General features: G+C 61.1%; 16 protein-coding genes. All 16 read right to left on the bottom strand.

Translation table 11 applies throughout. The features are described 5' to 3' along the window. Nucleotides 1-57: 57 nt before the first annotated feature. The 16 genes from EL257_RS11655 to EL257_RS11575 all read right to left on the bottom strand — a co-directional run bounded on the left by EL257_RS11655 (nucleotide 58) and on the right by EL257_RS11575 (nucleotide 17,203). Nucleotides 58-717 carry a DUF799 domain-containing protein gene (locus EL257_RS11655; RefSeq protein WP_126362687.1) on the bottom strand — a complete coding sequence of 220 codons (660 nt, stop codon included), beginning with the start codon at nucleotides 715-717 and terminating at the stop codon, nucleotides 58-60. After that, nucleotides 714-1,082, bottom strand: coding sequence for a DUF4810 domain-containing protein (locus EL257_RS11650; RefSeq protein ID WP_126362685.1), 369 nt, complete (start codon nucleotides 1,080-1,082; stop codon nucleotides 714-716). Before EL257_RS11650 ends, EL257_RS11655 begins: the two co-directional genes overlap by 4 nt. A 28-nt stretch (nucleotides 1,083-1,110) precedes the next feature. Then, nucleotides 1,111-1,797, bottom strand: coding sequence for a CsgG/HfaB family protein (locus EL257_RS11645; RefSeq protein WP_161806640.1), 687 nt, complete (start codon nucleotides 1,795-1,797; stop codon nucleotides 1,111-1,113). Between the two features lie 294 nt (nucleotides 1,798-2,091). After that, nucleotides 2,092-5,169, bottom strand: coding sequence for an error-prone DNA polymerase (locus EL257_RS11640; RefSeq protein ID WP_126362683.1), 3,078 nt, complete (start codon nucleotides 5,167-5,169; stop codon nucleotides 2,092-2,094). Further along, nucleotides 5,166-6,581 (bottom strand): Y-family DNA polymerase, encoded by a 1,416-nt coding sequence (locus EL257_RS11635; RefSeq protein WP_126362681.1) that lies wholly within the window; start codon nucleotides 6,579-6,581, stop codon nucleotides 5,166-5,168. The genes EL257_RS11640 and EL257_RS11635 overlap by 4 nt, the downstream gene beginning before the upstream one ends. A gap of 7 nt (nucleotides 6,582-6,588) precedes the next feature. Further along, a complete protein-coding gene (imuA, locus tag EL257_RS11630; RefSeq protein ID WP_126362679.1) occupies nucleotides 6,589-7,206 on the bottom strand; it encodes a translesion DNA synthesis-associated protein ImuA in 618 nt (205 codons plus the stop codon). Then, complete coding sequence (gene lexA / locus EL257_RS11625) at nucleotides 7,206-7,823, bottom strand: transcriptional repressor LexA (RefSeq protein ID WP_126362677.1); 618 nt, start codon at nucleotides 7,821-7,823, stop codon at nucleotides 7,206-7,208. The genes imuA and lexA overlap by 1 nt, the downstream gene beginning before the upstream one ends. 652 nt (nucleotides 7,824-8,475) lie before the next feature. After that, nucleotides 8,476-8,769 carry a DUF971 domain-containing protein gene (locus EL257_RS11615; protein WP_126362673.1) on the bottom strand — a complete coding sequence of 98 codons (294 nt, stop codon included), beginning with the start codon at nucleotides 8,767-8,769 and terminating at the stop codon, nucleotides 8,476-8,478. Beyond that, nucleotides 8,766-9,728 carry a HEAT repeat domain-containing protein gene (locus EL257_RS11610; RefSeq protein WP_126362671.1) on the bottom strand — a complete coding sequence of 321 codons (963 nt, stop codon included), beginning with the start codon at nucleotides 9,726-9,728 and terminating at the stop codon, nucleotides 8,766-8,768. Before EL257_RS11610 ends, EL257_RS11615 begins: the two co-directional genes overlap by 4 nt. After that, complete coding sequence (locus tag EL257_RS11605; protein ID WP_126362669.1) at nucleotides 9,725-10,573, bottom strand: ABC transporter ATP-binding protein; 849 nt, start codon at nucleotides 10,571-10,573, stop codon at nucleotides 9,725-9,727. The genes EL257_RS11610 and EL257_RS11605 overlap by 4 nt, the downstream gene beginning before the upstream one ends. Continuing rightward, nucleotides 10,573-11,352, bottom strand: coding sequence for an ABC transporter permease (locus tag EL257_RS11600; RefSeq protein WP_126362667.1), 780 nt, complete (start codon nucleotides 11,350-11,352; stop codon nucleotides 10,573-10,575). The genes EL257_RS11605 and EL257_RS11600 overlap by 1 nt, the downstream gene beginning before the upstream one ends. Before the next feature lie 308 nt (nucleotides 11,353-11,660). Next, nucleotides 11,661-13,064, bottom strand: a complete 1,404-nt coding sequence (locus EL257_RS11595) for an ABC transporter substrate-binding protein (protein WP_126362665.1) — start codon at nucleotides 13,062-13,064, stop codon at nucleotides 11,661-11,663. A gap of 224 nt (nucleotides 13,065-13,288) precedes the next feature. Further along, the gene (locus EL257_RS11590; protein WP_003225615.1) at nucleotides 13,289-13,534 is read right to left on the bottom strand and encodes a 4Fe-4S dicluster domain-containing protein; all 246 of its coding nucleotides are present in this window, start codon (nucleotides 13,532-13,534) and stop codon (nucleotides 13,289-13,291) included. A gap of 26 nt (nucleotides 13,535-13,560) precedes the next feature. Next, nucleotides 13,561-15,291, bottom strand: coding sequence for a fumarate reductase/succinate dehydrogenase flavoprotein subunit (locus EL257_RS11585; RefSeq protein ID WP_126362662.1), 1,731 nt, complete (start codon nucleotides 15,289-15,291; stop codon nucleotides 13,561-13,563). Further along, a complete protein-coding gene (locus EL257_RS11580; protein WP_126368057.1) occupies nucleotides 15,288-16,040 on the bottom strand; it encodes a GntR family transcriptional regulator in 753 nt (250 codons plus the stop codon). The genes EL257_RS11585 and EL257_RS11580 overlap by 4 nt, the downstream gene beginning before the upstream one ends. Before the next feature lie 275 nt (nucleotides 16,041-16,315). After that, nucleotides 16,316-17,203, bottom strand: coding sequence for a Dyp-type peroxidase (locus tag EL257_RS11575; RefSeq protein WP_126362660.1), 888 nt, complete (start codon nucleotides 17,201-17,203; stop codon nucleotides 16,316-16,318). Nucleotides 17,204-17,261 lie beyond the last annotated feature (58 nt).

The raw sequence follows: 17,261 nt of genomic DNA, 5'->3' as shown, positions 1-17,261 counted from the left end.
TGCATTTTCAATGCATTTTCCTCTAGGAGCTGCCGCTGGCTGCGATCTTTTGATTTTTCAGTCAGTGCCGTACTTCGGCGAGCGCGGGCCGTACAGCAGCCCCGCCGGATGCCCGGCGGACAGCAGACGATTGCTCGCCACACCGGCAATCGGGTAGCCGGCATCGGTGGCACTGTTGATGATCTGCTTCACTGCCGCCGTGATCAGCATGCCGATCAGACCGCCGCCCCCGTTGTTGCCGCCCTCTTCGCTCGACGCACGCGCAGCGCCGGTCCACAGCGTGGTGCCGCTTTTCAGGTCAACCAGTTTCGCCGTCGCGGTCACCGCGGTTTCACTGCTGATCACCATGTAGCGCGTGCCATATTCGCTCACGGTAATGTACAGCGCCGCATCCGCACCGAAGATTTCCTTCAGCTTGTGCGGCGGTGCCTGATGAATGTCATCCGGCGTGGTCAGGCCGTTCTGGCGGAAAGTCTCGTCGACCAAGGCGATCGGCAACACGTAATAACCGGCCTCGGCCAGCGGGAACGTCACTTGCGACAGCAGGCTGTACGACGCCTTCACGTCCGGCGAAGTGTTCAGCGGTGGCAACACCAGAATGGTCTTCGGCCGCGCCTGTTTGTACGCCGAGTAGTCAACGGTCTTCGGCGCAACACAGCCACCGAGCAGCGTCAGGGCCAGTGCGCCCACCAGCAGTTTCAAGGTCCGCGAGATCATTGCACGACTCCGGCCTTGGCGTTTTTGAGCAGAAAGTCCATATACGTACCGGACTCGGGGAACAGGGTTTTCTCGGTGTTGAATTGCTGCACCATCTGATCGTCCTTGCCCATGCTCAGGTAGAGCAGGCCCAAGTGCGCGTGGTAGCCCGGCGGGACAGCTTTGCCGGTGGAGCGGATTTTCTGCAGATCACGTTCCAGCGCTTCGATTTGAGCCTCTTTCGGCTCCTCACCTTTGAAGTATTCGTAGACCTGGGGCTCGTAACCTTCCCACTGATACAGGGTTTTCGGGCTGCTGCAACCGGTCAGCAAAGCGCTGGCGGCCAGCGTTAGCACCATCAGCGCGCGCGACAAAGTCAGATTCATGGGTGTTGCTCCTTGCAGTGGGCGTCGATCAGTTGCCCGGTTTCCAGGCACCGGCGTTCATACCATCCACCAGACGATTGATCGCCTCGCGCATGGCCAGGTCCAGGACTTTGCCGTTGAGGGTGGAGTCGTAGGCAGCGGTGCCACCGAAGCCGATGATTTCGCGGTTGGACAATGCGTATTCGCCGGCGCCCTGGGTCGAATAGACCACTTCGGAGGTGCTGATGTTGACGATGTTCAGATTGACCTTGGCGTAAGCGACCTGGGTCTTGCCGCGGCCGAGAATGCCGAACAATTGGTGATCGCCAGTCTCTTTGCGGCCGAATTCGGTGACGTCACCGGTGACCACGTAATCAGCACCCTTGAGGCGCTGGGCCTGGCCTTTGATGGCCGCTTCCTGCTGGATTTCACCCATGTTGTCGCGATCCAGCACGCTGAAGCGGTTGGTCTGCTGCAAGTGAGTGATCAGGATGGTCTTGGCCTGGCCGCCGAGACGGTCGACGCCGTCGGAGAAGATTCCGCGCATGTAGCTGGAACGGTTGTCGAACTTGCCCACGGCCATCGGCACGCGAACGCCGGTCCAGATCTGGGAGGCGCTTTCCACCTTGGCCACCGGCAAGGCGCGGGAGCTTTCCGTGGCGCAGCCAGAGAGTGTGGTGGCAAGGGTGCCAAGCACGGCAATCGCCACGCCTGATACCAGCATTCGGGAGATCATTCTCACTGAGTATTCCTTATTGAAAACGGCGGTGTCCCGGCACGGCAACGCGGTACAGGGGCTGAAAACGGCCGGCATTATGACAAAGTGCCATCATTGAAGACAGGGTTTTTTGACGCCAGTGAATTGGCTTTATCGGTCCGCGCGCTACAGGAGAACAATCAAGCGATCAGCCGCCTGCAGGAGTTGCCGAAGGCTGCGATCTTTTGACGTCTTCAGATCAAGATCAAAAGATCGCAGCCTGCGGCAGCTCCTACACAGGGCGGATCACAGCCACCTGAGGGGAAATCAGGCTCAGTGGAAATTGCGGCTTTGTACGCGGATGCCTTTAAGCATCGGGCTAAGGTCGCTCATGCGGCCGGCGATGAGGTGGCGCACGTCGCCCTGGCGTTCCCAGCGTCCGTCGACCCTGAGCAATTGCGAACCGACCAGCACCTGCCGCTGGCGCTCGGCCAAGTCACGCCAGACCACCACGTTGACGTTGCCGAACTCGTCTTCCAGGGTGACGAAGGTCACACCACTGGCGGTGCCCGGTCGCTGCCGCCCGGTGACGAGACCGGCAATGCTGACTGGCCTGCCGTGTTCAACGTCCTGCAATTCCCGCGAACTGCGGCAGCGCAGGGCTTTCAATTCGCCGCGCAACAGCGCCAAGGGATGCGGCCCCAGTGTGGTGCCGACTGTTGCGTAATCGGCATGCAGGTCCTCGCCAACGCTGGGTTTGGGCAGCACGACTTCCTGTTCTTCCTCGCTCGGCAAACCGGCAAACAGGCCCAGTTGTTTCTGCACCCCCGCCACTTCCCAACGGGCTCGATGACGATGCCCGGCCAAGCCACGCAATGCACCGGAATCCGCCAGCAACGCCTGCGCCCGACTGTCGAGGGCGGCGCGTTCGCCCAGATCGGCGACATCAGCAAACGCTCCATCAGCACGCGCTGCTTCGATGCGGCGGGCATCGTCCTCGCGAAAACCTTTGATCATCCGCAGGCCCATGCGGATCGCCGGTTGCGCCGCCGTGGTGGTTTCCAGACTGCAATCCCAGTCGCTGGCGCGCACATCGACCGGGCGAATCTGCAAATGGTGCCGGCGGGCGTCCTGCAGAATCTGATCGGGACTGTAGAAACCCATCGGCCAACTGTTGATCAACGCACAGGCGAACGCAGCAGGCTCATGGCATTTGAGCCAGCAACTGGCGTAAGTCAGCAAGGCAAAACTGGCGGCGTGGGATTCGGGGAAGCCGTAACTGCCGAAGCCTTTGATCTGTTCGAAGATCTGCGCGGCGAACTCCGGGGTGTAGCCGTTTTTCTGCATGCCGGCGGCGAGCCGCAACTTGTGTGGTTCGAGCCCGCCATGGCGCTTCCACGCGGCCATGGAGCGGCGCAACTGGTCAGCCTCGCCGGGGCTGTAGTCGGCGGCGACGATGGCGATCTGCATCACCTGTTCCTGAAACAGCGGCACGCCGAGGGTGCGTTTGAGCACCACTTCCAGCGCCGGGGACGGATAGGTTTCTTCCTCCTCCTTGTTACGTCGACGCAGGTACGGATGGACCATGCCGCCCTGAATCGGCCCCGGCCGCACGATCGCCACTTGAATCACCAGGTCGTAGAAGGTTGCCGGTTTCAGCCGCGGCAACATCGACATTTGCGCGCGGGACTCGATCTGGAACACGCCAACGGTGTCGGCGCGGCTGATCATTTGGTAAGTCGGTTTGTCCTCGGACGGAATCGTCGCCAGGCTCAAGTCCTTATGGCGATGACGGCGCAGCAGATCGAAACAGCGACGAATCGCGCTGAGCATGCCGAGGGCGAGAATATCCACCTTGAGCAGGCCAACGGCGTCGAGGTCGTCCTTGTCCCACTGGATGATCGTCCGGTCGGCCATCGCCGCGTTCTCGACGGGCACCAGTGTGTCCAGCGGTTGTTCGGAAATCACGAAGCCACCTGGGTGTTGGGACAGATGCCGGGGGAAGCCGATCAGTTGCCCGGTCAGGCTCAGCACCCGGCGCAACACCGGGCTTTCCGGGTCGAAACCAGCTTCCTGCAAACGCTCCAGCGGCGGCGTTTCGTCGCTCCAGTGTCCGCAGCAATCGGCCAGTGCGTTGATCTGATCCGGCGGCAGGCCCAAAGCCTTGGCGACATCGCGTACCGCACCGGCGGCGTGGTAACTGCTGACCACCGCCGTCAACGCAGCGCGATGGCGACCATAACGACGAAACACATATTGCAGCACTTCTTCGCGGCGCTCGTGTTCGAAGTCGACGTCGATGTCCGGTGGCTCATTACGCTCTTTGGACATGAACCGTTCAAACAGCAGCGTGGTGTGATCCGGGTTGATTTCGGTGATGCCCAAGGCAAAGCACACCGCCGAGTTGGCCGCCGAACCGCGCCCCTGACAGAGGATGTGCTCGCCACGGGCGAAACGCACCACATCGTGCACGGTGAGAAAATAGCTTTCGTAGCCGAGCTCGGCGATCAGTTGCAGTTCTTTGTTGATCTGCCTGAGCACTTTGAAGGGCGCGCCTTTCTCCCAGCGCCAAGCGATGCCCTCTTTCGTCAGTTGGCGCAACCAGGAGCTGGCGCTGTGACCCTCGGGCACCAGTTCCTTGGGATATTGATAACGCAATTCGCCCAGATCGAACGTGCAACGCCGCGCCAGTTTTACCGATTCTTCCAGCAAGACCTGCGGATACACAGCCCGCAACACTTCAAGGCTGCGCAAATGCCGCTCGCCATTGGGATGCAGGCGCAACCCTGCCTCGGCCACCGGAACGTGATGACGGATCGCGGTCATGGTGTCTTGCAAGGCGCGGCGGCCTCGGGCGTGCATGTGCACATCGCCGCTGGCCACGGCAGGTATCTGCAACTCAGCGGCCAGCTCCGACAACTTCGACAAACGCTGTTGATCGTTCTGCCCGCAATGCAGTTGCACCGCCAGCCACAGGCTTGCGCCGAACGTCTTTTTCAGCCATCGGCCCTCTTCCATTTCATCAAGCGAATCCGGCACCCACAACACCAGCAACCCCGGCAACGGTTCGCTGAAATCTTCGCGCAGCACTTGATACTGGCCTTTTTGCGTACGCCGCCGGGCGCGGGTGATCAAACCGCACAGGGCCTGATAACCGACAAGGTTTTCCACCAGCAGCACCAGTTTCGGGCCGTTGTCGATGCGTATTTCACTGCCGATTATCAGCGGCAACTCAACCGATTTCGCCGCTTGCCAAGCACGGACTATTCCCGCCAGCGTGCACTCATCGGTGATCGCCAGCGCTTGATAGCCGTTTTTCTTCGCCCGTTCGAATAACTCGAGCGCACTTGATGCTCCGCGCTGGAAACTGAAGTTGGACAGGCAGTGCAGTTCGGCATAGCCGGCGCTCATGCAAACCAGCCCTGCAGCCACAACGGGCCATCCTCACCAACCGCGCGATAAGCCCAGCCTTGCTGACCGGCACGATTCTGGATCAGGTAATAGTCGCGGCGCACATCGGCGCCGTCCCACCAGCCGGATTCAATGCGCTCCGGGCCCATGAGAATCCGTGCCGAACCTTGCGGCACACTTTGTGGCTCGGCGAGCAGCCAGCCCGGACGATGAACACGCGGCAAAGCGGCGCACCGCTGAGTGTCGACGGCATGTTGCCAGGCGTATTCCGGCCGATGATCGGCCTGAAACCGCAACCCTTGCACCGCCTCGTCACCGAGTCGCGCACGCAAGCGTTCGCGCAATTGTTCCCACGGCAAGGTTTGCTGCGGACGGTCATCGAACAGTTCTTGAAACTGCGGGACGAAACTCGGCAGATCCTCGGCGCGCAGACGAAAGCCGCGCACCGGCGCCTCGACCTGCACTTGTTCCAGACGCCCGCGCGCCAGTTCGAAGAGCATTGCCGGATCGCGTTCGGCGCTGAGCAGGCCAACCTTGATTACTGTATCCGGCAGCCCGGCGTGTTCCAGATGCAGATCGAAACGCTGCACACCGCTGTCGCGCCCGCACAGGAACGCCGACAGATCGCCAGTCAAGCGGCGTAACGGGAAGAGCAAGGCCTGATGGGACTGCACATCGAAGTTGAGTTCGATGCGTACATCGAAACGATCCGGCGGCAGGTAAAATTCCAGCGCCAGTGGCCGCGCGCCGAACAAGGTGTCGAGGTGTTTGAGCATCTGTGCCTCGAAACGTCGGGCCAGCGCTTGGCGCGGCAGACTCTGCACCTGACTGAGGTTGCGCAGCCCCATACGAGACAGTGCCGTGGCCACCTCCGGATCCAGGCCGACGCGGTCGACCGGCAACTGCCCGAGGTGATGCTGCAAGGCTTCGCCGTCCGGCACCACCAGACCGTCGTAAGCATTGGCCAGCACCCGCGCCGCCACCGGGTTGGGCGCGGCAACGATGCGATGCCGAAAACCCAACTCATTCAGTTCCTTGCGCAAGCGTGCTTCGAACTGCGCCCACGAACCGAACAGGCCCAGACTCGACTCGATCTCGAAAACCACGGCGCGCGGATAATGCACGCTGACCTGGGCGCTGAAACCGTAAGCCCACGCAGCGAGAAACTGCTGCCAGTGCTCGACCTCGGCAGCCTCGTAATCGGCGGTAGCAAAACCTTTGCTCATGGCCTGTGCAGCTGTCATCGACTGACCGGCGCGCAAACCGAGCTTGCGCGCCGCCGGATTGACCGCTTGCAGCACCCGGCGCTGGGCCGGGCCACTGAGCAGAACCAACGGTTCGTCAGGATCGGGGCGTTGTCGCAACACCGCGTCCAGAGCCAACTGCGGAAAAAGAATGCAGACCCAGCGCATGGCGACCTCAATGTCCCACGGCAAAGGCAATCGGCGCCGTACGCGCCAATCCGCCACGGCACTTGAGCACGCGCAATTGCGCAGGCTTGGCGTCGATGGCAATGCGCAGCGCTGCCGGAGACGGATTGACCGCTTCACTCAGGGGTCGCCAGGCAAACGCCAGTGTCTGGCCGGTTTCCGCTGCCACCTGCAAACGCCGCAGCGCGCGGTCGTCGGCCTTGTGCGGCCAGCACAGCACCGCGCCGCAACTGCCCGAACGCAAGCATTGTTCCGCCGCCCACAAGGCATCACGTTCACTGGCCTGGATCACTGACAACTGACGCAGATCGACCCCGGCGTTTTCCCACGCCTGCGGGTACGGCACGAAGGGCGGCGCCACCAGCACGATACGCTCGCCTGCCGCCGCCAGGCGCGCCAGCGTCGGCCAGACCAATTGCAACTCGCCCACACCGGGACCGGCCAGAAGGATTTCGCTCAATGCCGCTTCCGGCCAGCCACCACTGGGCAGCGCCGCGTCCAGCGCGGCGTGACCGGTCGGTTGCGGACTGGCAGCCGGTGGCGCAGGCCGGCCTTTCCAGACCTGGCCGCCATTGAACAGCATGTCCAGCGCGACAACGGCACCCATCAGCCTTGCCTCACCAGTCCGCAGAACACCCCTTCGATGGCCAGATCCTGATCGTCGCGCACGACAATCGGCCGGTACGCCGGGTTGCGCGGCAGCAGTCGCACTTGTTCGCCCACCCGCTCGAAACGTTTGATGGTGACTTCACCGTCGAGCCGCGCCACGACGATCTGGCCATTGAGCGCTTCGGGATTGCGCCGCACACCGACCAGATCGCCATCGAGAATGCCGTCCTCGATCATCGAATCGCCTTGCACCCGCAGCATGTAATCCGGTGGGCGGGAAAACAGCGCCGGGTCGAGCAGCAAGCGGCTATGGATGTCGGCATCGGCGCCGATCGGGGCACCGGCAGCGACGCGACCGAGCACGGGGATGTCGAGCAGCTCAGGACGCGGCGCTTGCCCAAGCAGGCGAATGCCTCGAGCCTGATGCGGATTGACCTCGATAAAACCGGCTTCGGTGAGCGCAAGCACATGCTTGCGCGCCACGCTGCGCGAGGCAAAACCAAAAGCCTCGCTGATTTCAGCGAGGCTTGGGGACTGACCGTGTTCGGCGATTCGATCGCGGATAAAAGTCAGAATGGCAGTACGGCGGGGAGTCAGATTCGTCATGGAGTACATTTGTACTCCTGCGGGATTTCCCTGACAAGCACCGCCAGTCGGCGAAAGCCGACGTAGGAGCTGCCGCAGGCTGCGATCTTTTGATCTTGCTTTTGAAAAGTCAGAGTCAAAAGATCGCAGCCTCGTTTCACTCGTCAGCTCCTACAGAATCCCGTCGAGGTAGGAGCTGCCGAAGGCTGCGATCTTTTGATCTTGCTTGAAAAAAACACAGTCAAAAGATCGCAGCCTCGTTTCACTCGTCAGCTCCTACAGAATCCAATCGAGGTAGGAGCTGCCGAAGGCTGCGATCTTTTGATCTTGCTTTTGAAAAGTCAGAGTCAAAAGATCGCAGCCTCGTTTCACTCGTCAGCTCCTACAGAATCCCGTCGAGGTAGGAGCTGCCGAAGGCTGCGATCTTTTGATCTTGCTTGAAAAAAACACAGTCAAAAGATCGCAGCCTCGTTTCACTCCTCAGCTCCTACAGAATCCGTCGAGGTAGGAGCTGCCGAAGGCTGCGATCTTTTGATCTTGCTTTTAAAAGTCAAAGTCAAGAGATCGCAGCCTCGTTTCACTCGTCAGCTCCTACAGAATCCCGTCGAGGTAGGAGCTGCCGAAGGCTGCGATCTTTTGATCTTGCTTGAAAAAAACACAGTCAAAAGATCGCAGCCTCGTTTCACTCGTCAGCTCCTACAGGATCCAGTTGCGCCAGATACTCCCAGGGGTAGATGCCGCGTTGGTGGCCGTCGCTGAAAACCAGTTGCACGCCGTAGCCCTGCGGATTGAGTTCGATCAGGCGCACGCGCTCATCAACCAGCGGCGTAACGCCGCGCAGGCGAAACGCGCGGCATTGGGAACACGGGCATTGCCGGCGCAGTTCGGCGTGGTCGAGCACCGACTCGCTGCCGTCCGGCCAACCCAGGCGTAGGGTGCGCGCACTCTGCGAATTACCGACCGACAGCGGATTCATTGCAACTGACTCAAGGCAATGCGCACGGCTTTGCGCACTTCCGGGTCGCCGTCGTCCTGCGCTGCCTGCAAAGCGGCCACGGCGCCGCGATCATTCAGTTCACCCAAGGCCAGCGCGGCCTCCTTGCGCAGGTTGCTGATGCGGTGGCCGAGGGTGTCGATCAGCGCGTCGAGGGCCGGGGCGAAACGCAGGCGACCGAGGCTGCGGGTGGCGCGCAGACGCACTTGCCAATAATCATCGCTCAACGCTTCGACCAAGGCCGGGCCGGCATCGGCGTGGCCGACTTTTCCCAGGGTGGTCGCGGCTTCTTCGCGTACTTGCCAGGCGCTGTCCTGCAACGCTTGGCGCAGCGCTGGCAGCACCTCGGCACCGCTTGCCAGACCCAGCGCGCCCGTGGCGGCACGGCGCACTTCGGTATCCGGATCGTCGCTGGCCAGTAGCGCCAAGGCAGGCAGCGCGTCGAGTTGTTTGAGCCAGCCAAGCACGCCAACCGCTTCACGGCGCACGTTGGCATCCGCATCGTGCAACGCGGCGATGGCCGCCGGCGCGGCTTCGGCGAAACGCAACTCTCGCAACGCGCGAAATGCGGCGATGCGCACGCTGACATCGGCATGCTCGGTCCACGGCAGAATCACCTGGCCCGCCGCTTCGCTCTTGAGCAGGCTGAGGCTTTGGGCTGCGCCGACTTGCACCGCCGGCGACGGGTCCGTGAGCGCTTCGCACAAGGCTTGTACGACAGCGGGCTCTTCCCAGGCCTCGAGCAAGCGCGCAGCTTCGGCGCGAACGTCTTCTGCCGGATCCTGGCGCAGACGATCGACCAGCCACAGCAACCCGTCCGGTTCTTCGAGGTCTGCCAGGTCAATCAGGGCAATCCGTCGCACGCCGGCATCGTCGGCGGTCAGGCGCGGTTGCAGGGCGAGAATGTCATCGTTATCGGTCACAGCAAAAATAGTCGTCATAGGGCAAATCGCGGCAAAGGGTTTTCGGGAGGCAGGCCAAGCGGATTAAGGCGCGGCAGCGGTCGGTCAGTATCGTGGCGCAGCAGGTCGAGGCAGTGCCGCTTGAGGCTGGCGAACTCGGGGCTGGTCACCAGTTCGCTGGTGCGCGGGCGGGGAAATTCCAGACGCAAGTCTTCAATGATGCGCCCGGGCCGCGCGCTCATGACCAGCAAGCGGTCAGCGAGAAACAGCGCCTCGTCGATGTCATGGGTGACGAACACCACCGTGGTTCGGATCCGCGTCCAGATATCCAGCAGCAATTCCTGCATGTTCAATCGGGTCAGCGCATCCAGCGCGCCGAACGGTTCATCCATCAACAACAGACGCGGGCGATTGACCAGCACGCGGGCAATTTCCACCCGTTGCTGCATGCCGCCGGAGAGTTGATCGGGCCAGCGCTCGGCAAAGTCTTCGAGGCCGACCAGTTGCAGGATTTCATCGGCGGCGCGATGGCGCTCAGGCTTGCTGATGCCGCGCATCTTCAGGCCGAAGGCAACGTTGTCGCGCACCGTGCGCCACGGAAACAGCGTGTGATGCTGGAAGACCATGCCGCGTTGCGGTGACGGCCCTGAGACTTCGCAGCCATCGACTTTCAGGCTGCCGTTGCGGGCTTGCAAGTGCCCGGCCAGGGCGCCGAGCAAGGTCGATTTGCCGCACCCGGACGGGCCGAGAATGCACACGAACTGGCCGGGTTCGATCTGGCAATCGAGGCCCTGCACCGCTTCAAAGGCTTCCCGACCCTGGCCGAGGACAATCGACAGTTGGCGGATGTCGATCCGCCCTTCCGGGGTTTGCATCACGCTCATCAGGCTTTTCCTCGCGGTCGATGCCAAGGCGTGAACAGCCCGCCCAGGCGTTTGATCAGCCAACTGCTGCCCATGCCCAACAGGCCGATCAGGAGCATGCCGACGACAATGTCGGCGTAGTTCTGAATGGTGTAGGACTCCCAGGTGTAGTAACCGATGCCGAACTGGCCGGAGATCATTTCCGCCGTCACCAGGCAGAACCAGGAAGTGCCCATGCCGATCGCCAGGCCAGTGATGATGCTCGGCGCGGCGCCCGGCAGGATCACTTCCACGAGAATCGCCCGGCGCCCGGCTCCGAGGCTTTTCGCCGAGGCGATCAGCCGTGGGTCGACGCCTTCGACACCGTGCACGGTGTTGAGCAGAATCGGGAACAGCGCGCCGGTAAAGGTGATGAACACCATCGACAATTCCGAGGACGGGAACATCAGGATTGCCAGCGGAATCCACGCCACGGCGGGAATCGGCCGCAGCACTTCCAACGGCGGCAGCAGCAAGTCTTCGGCCCACTTCGAGCGGCCGATGGACAGGCCCAGGGCGATGCCAATGACCAGCGCGGCGAGGTAACCGGCAAAAACCCGGCCCAGGCTGCTGCTCAGGTGCTGCCAGAGTTTGCCGGAGTCGCCCAGGCCCAGGGCGGCTTCGATCACGGCCAATGGGGTTGGCACGTTGGCGAAGGTGACCAGGCCGAGGTTCCAGTGGTGGCTGGCGGCGAGTTGCCAGAAGAGCAGGCAGAACAGCAGTGAGGCGGCTCTTGATGTCCAGCGGATGGGTGTTTTCATGGAGCGGGTTTCCAGTTCTGGGTCTGTGTTGTGGCTGAGATTTACCCCCTCACCCCAGCCCTCTCCCCCAAGGGGGCGAGGGGGAAAGGGAGCCGATCTTCGTGATTTCAAAAACCTGAGTTCGACTCGATAGCGAGCAAGTGCTCATGCTTTGAAAACCTGAGTTCGACCCGATAGCGAGCAAGTGGTCATGCTTTGAAAACCTGAGTTCCACTCGGTATTTCCGGTCGGCGTAGCTAGTCCAAACACCTCGGTCAGTTCCCTCTCCCTCTGGGAGAGGGCTAGGGTGAGGGGCTTTTGATCTTCAATCAGCGAGCAGCAACCGCTTGGGTAGTGGCATCAGTGAAGTCGAAAACCTTGCCACCCTGCGCCGTCGCGTATTGCTGGGCCTGGCCCTTGAGTAAAAATGCACTCAGGCGACCCTTGGCATCGCTGGCAAACCAAGCCTGCTCGGCGAGCAACTTGATCCCGCTGTCGCTGGCCTGGGCATATACCGCGCGGATGTTTTTGCCTTCCTGCTTCAACGCTGCCAGCGCGCTAAACGCCGATTCCGCCGAGCCATAACGCCGCACTTTTTCCTCGCCGCGCACCCAGATTTCGGCAACGTGGCTGAAGTCAGTGATCGCCTTGCCCGTTGCCGCATCAACGCCGAGCAGCGGCGTCTGTGCGTAGTTGGCCAACTGCGCGGTGTAATCCAGATTCGACGCCTTGAACGCTGCGCGAATGTATTGATCGTCGATGAAATGCTGCAGATCGAGCCCGCGATCGGCTTTCTTCAGCAGCTTCAACGTATCGATCGCGGTGCCGACGGCTTGTCGGTATTCAGGTTTCCAGCTCAAGTCACGGGTCTGCACACCGAGCGGACCGTGGAACAGGTAATTCACTTCGGCATCGACGCCGGTGACTTTGGCGATCAGTTCGCTGTACTTCTCAGGCTCCGCCGCCAGCAATTGGTTGGCTTCGATGCTCGCGCGCAAGTACGCGACGACAACTTCCGGATACTTCTGCGCGTAGGCCTGATCCACCAGCGCACCGTGAAAGGTTGGCGCATTGGCTTGGGCGCCGTCGTAGATCTTGCGGGCGAAACCACGGCTCGGAAACAGCTCGGCGAACGGCACGAAATCGGCGTGAGCGTCGATCTTGCCGGCCTGCAATGCCGACCCTGCGACCTCCGGCGGCTGGGCGATGATGTTGACGTCCTTGAGCGGATCCCAGCCCTGCTCGGTCACTGCGCGCAACAACATGCCGTGGGCGGTGGAAGCGAACGGCACGGAAATGGTCTTGCCCTTGAGCTCGCTGAGCGACTGCACGCTTGAGGCGCTCGGCACGACGATGCCATTGCCGCTGCCCTTGATGCTTCCCGATAACACGCTGATGAACAGGCTGTGCTTACCCGCAGTTTCAAACGCCACGCCATTGAACGCACCGGGGAAGTCGGCCATGGCGCCGAAATCGAGTTTGCCCGCGACCATCTCGTTGGTCAGCGGCGCGCCACTGGTGAAGTTCTTCCACTGCACGTCGTACTTGGCGTCTTTGTAGGCGCCGTCATGGGGCAGGTATTTGTCGAGCAGACCAAGCTCGCGGATCAACAACCCGCCAGCGGCGCAATTGATGGTGGTGTCCTGGGTGCCGATGGCAATGCGGATGGTTTCAGCCGAGGCCGACAAGGTGAACGAAGCCAGTACCAGACTGGCGATTGCTGCACGCAACATGAGTGTTTCCCCTCGAATCGTTTATTTGAAATTCGTCTCCGCCGCGATCAGGGCGCGGTGGGAAACGAGGGGTTTTTGGTGAATCCAGCGTCCGGGTTTTCCGGGTAGCTTCGTGTTGTCACAACCCCCCCCTGTAGGAGCTGCCGCAGGCTGCGATCTTTTGATCTTAAAAAACGAAATCAAAAGATCGCAGCCTTCGGCAGCTCCTACACAGGGATCGGGTTTCAACGTAACAAATAGGGAATATCGACTTTGACCGCCCCCGTCGGGCAATCCTTCTCGCACGGCATGCAGTACCAGCATTCGTCGAACGCCATGTAGGCCTTTTGCGTGGCCGGGTTGATCGCCAGCAGGTCCATCGGGCAGACGTCGACGCACACGGTGCAGCCCTTTTCGGCGATGCATTTGTCCTCGTCGACGGTGACCGGGGCGTTGGAGCGGAAAAAGATTTCCTGAGCTTGATAAGCCATGTTCAGACCCTTTGAAAAATAATGTCTCAAGCGGCGAAAGCGCCGACGCGCAAGCGGTCGTATGCCTGCATTTCCTCGGCATCGAGCGGGATGATGTAGGGTTCGATGGCTTTCTTGAAACTGGTCATTCGGCCGTCCTCGCCCTTTTTCAAATGGCAATGACAGAACCATTCGCTGTCGTTGCGCTGCGGATGATCGACGCGATAGTGATACAGGCCCCAACGGCTTTCAGCGCGGAACAGCGAGGCACGGGCGGCCATTTCGGCGCAGTCGCGGATGACGCTGGTTTCCATCGCGCGCATCAGCTCGTGCGCGTTGTTCGCCTTCATCTGCTCGAGATCGCGCTCAATGTCGCTGAACCGTTGCAGGCCGATCTGCATTTTTTTGGTGACCTTCGGCGGCTGCAGGTAATCGTTGACGAAGCGCCGCAGCTTGTACTCGACCTGCGCCGGTGGCAGACCCTGTTCGCGATCCAACGGTGCGTAGACCCGAGCCTTTTCCTTTGCGATCTGCTCGGCATCGAGCGCGGAAAACTCGCGTCCGGCGACAAAATCCGCGGCGTTGTGCCCGGCGAACCAGCCGTAAGTGAACGCGCCGAGCATGTAGTTGTGCGGCACCGCCGCCATGTCGCCGGCCGAATACAAGCCTTTCACCGACGTCTCGGCGCGCTCGTTGACCCACACGCCGGACGCCGAGTGACCACTGCAGAAGCCGATCTCGGAGATGTGCATTTCCACCATCTGCGTGCGGTAATCAGTGCCGCGATTAGCGTGGAACTGGCCACGGCTGGGGCGCTCGTTGCTGTGCAGAATCTCCTCGATGTTCTGGATGGTTTCCTCAGCCAAGTGATCGAGTTTGAGGAACACCGGGCCGTTGCCGCTTTCCAGCTCCTGGTGAAATTCCCACATCATCTGCCCGCTCCAGTAGTCGCATTCGATGAAGCGTTCGCCCTTGTTGTTGGCGGTGTAGCCACCCAGCGGGCCGGTGACGTAGGCGCAGGCCGGACCATTGTAATCCTTGATCAGCGGGTTGATCTGGAAGCACTCGAGGTTGGCCAGTTCGGCGCCGGCGTGATAGGCCATCGCATAGCCGTCGCCAGCGTTGGTCGGGTTTTCGTAGGTGCCCATCAAGTAACCCGACGATGGCAGGCCGAGACGCCCGGCCGCGCCGCACGCAAGGATCACGGCTTTGGCCTTGATCACATGAAAGTCGGCAGTGCGGCAGTCGAAGCCCATCACACCGTTGACCGCGCCCTCCTCGTCGGTCAGCAAACGCGTGCACACCAGCCGATTGGTGATGCTCACCCGCGCGCGTTTGAGTTGGCGATAAAGCACCTTTTTGATGTCGTGCCCTTCCGGCATCGGCAGCACATAGGCGCCCATGTGGTGAACCTTTTTCACCGCGTAGTCGCCGGTTTCATCCTTCTCGAATTTCACGCCCCAGCGGTCCAGCTGCTCGATGGTTTCAAAGCTGTGCGTCGCATAGGCGTAAACGGCAGCCTGGTTGACGATGCCGTCGTTGGCGATGGTGATTTCCTTGGTGTACTGCTCCGGTGTCGAGTGGCCTGGAATGATCGCGTTGTTCAGCCCGTCCATGCCCATGCTGATCGCGCCGCTGCGTTTGACGTTGGCCTTGTCGACCAGCAGCACACGCAAATCGCGGTTCTTCTCTTTGGCCTTGATTGCGGCCATCGGCCCGGCCGTACCGCCGCCAATCACGACGATGTCGTATTCTTGCTCATGAACGTTGCGGGTCATGCCTGCTCCCCTTTTTGCCGGTCGATCCGCAGGCGGTACTGGAACGCATCGCCACGGTAGTAAAGATGTTCGAAGTCCAGCGGCTGGCCCTGCGCATCATGGGTGAGGCGCTCGATGCGCATGATCGGCGAGCCGGCCTCGACGTTCAGCGCCTGGGTCAGATCGCTGTCGGCGAGCACCGCGTCGATGGCCAGATCGGCGTGACCCAAGGCGATGCCGCAGTCGTTTTCGAGAATCAGGAAGATGTCGCGGGTGACCAGATCGGCTTTTTCCAGGCGCTCGCCGACGGCTTTGGGCAGGTAGGTAATTTCCAGCGAGATCGGCTCACGGTTGATCAGGCGTACGCGTTTGATCTGCGCAACGATCTCGCCTTCGGCTACTTGCAAACGCTCGGCGACACGCTTGTCCGCGGCGATGAATTTGAAACTGCGCAAGCGATTGATCACTTCGTAGCCTCGCCCGGTCATGGATTCGGCGAGGCCTTGCAGGCTGCTGACGTTCTGAAAGGTCTTCGGTTTGGCGACGAAGGTGCCTTTGCCGTGGATCTTGAAGATCAGCCCTTCCTTTTGCAGATCGCCCAAAGCCTGGCGCACGGTAATGCGGCTGACTTTGAACAGCGCACCGAGTTCGCTTTCGGAGGGCATCTGGCTGTCTTGTGGATATTCGCCATCAAGAATGCGCGCACGGAGGACGTCGCGCAGTTGGGTGTGCAGCGGGACACTTGATAAGGAGAGAACGTTATCGGTCATCATCGATCACTTGTTATAACGAGTTATGACGTGATCTTAGAATTGTTATGACAAGGTGAGAAATATTGTTTGGGCATAACCTTAGATTCGCCCTGGAAAAGCAAAAGATCGCAGCCTTCGGAAGCTCCTACAGTTGAAATGCGATTCACCTGTAGGAGCTTGCCGAAGGCAGCGATCTTTTGATCTTAACGTTTGAGGATCTGATCCATGAGCGCTTGTCCAGTGAATGCCGGTGTTGTGATTCGCTACGGACAGGCGCGGCCGTGTCTGTTTCTTCAGCCGATGCGCAGGGCGCGCAGATCGAGGTGGCCGTCCTTGCGCGGCGGGCACCAGTAGTAGCCGCCGGTGATCGGCCGGCTGATGCGATACAGGCCATCGGCGATGCCGTCTTCGAGACCGCTCATGCGCCGCAGTTGCGCTTCGAAGGCGTCCAGCGAAAAGCCGAAAGCGAGGAACATCAGGCCGGCGCGATCACCTTCGATCCACGGCATCGAGCGGCGGACGACAAAGGCTTCCGGGGCAAAGCTTTCCTGCGCGGTGCGTTTGACGTGGGCGGAGATCGGCGCTTCTTCGATTTCCTCGTTGTCGCTGAGGCGACGGCCCATGATGTCGTCCTTGTCATTGGCGGACAACGCGTGGAAACCCTTGAGGTCGTGCTGCCACTGCTGAATCGCGGCGAAGCTGCCGCCGACCAGCCCTTCGCCGCCCTGACTTTGCAGCGCGGCCGCGATGGCTGCTTGGTCATGGGGATTTTCGGTGCCGTCTTCGTAACCGGTCAGGTCGTGGCCGTCCTTGTGGCGGAAGGCTTCCTGCATGTCGACCAGACGCAGCGCCGGGGCGAGCGCTGCTTCGAGGGCATTGCAACGGTTGAGCAGTTCGCCGCGATCGACACCGTGCAACCACACCCACAACGCATGCTGGGTCGACGGGTTGTTCACGCCAACGCCCGTCATTGCAGGGAAGCTGCGCAGGCCGTCGATCTGCACGTTGAGGGCCTTGACGAGCGACTCACCAAAACCGACCACCGCCGACGCGCCGTCCACCTGACTCATCAGGTTGTCGAGCGCCTGCGGCAGCGCTTCAACCGACGCAAGGGCGAAGAACAAGTGACGTGCTTGCGACGGAACAGGGGTGGCAAGAATGCCCGGCTGGTACTGACTCATGTGAACTCCTTGGAAAGTGCGCGAGAGTTTACCTGTGGCCGGCGGATTTGTGGCGTTG

Origin of the sequence: Pseudomonas fluorescens (assembly GCF_900636825.1) — a bacterium.
GTDB classification, from domain to species: Bacteria; Pseudomonadota; Gammaproteobacteria; order Pseudomonadales; family Pseudomonadaceae; genus Aquipseudomonas; species Aquipseudomonas fluorescens_BG.
Note: the sequence above shows the minus strand (reverse complement) of the source record. Positions and strands in the feature narration are given on the sequence as shown.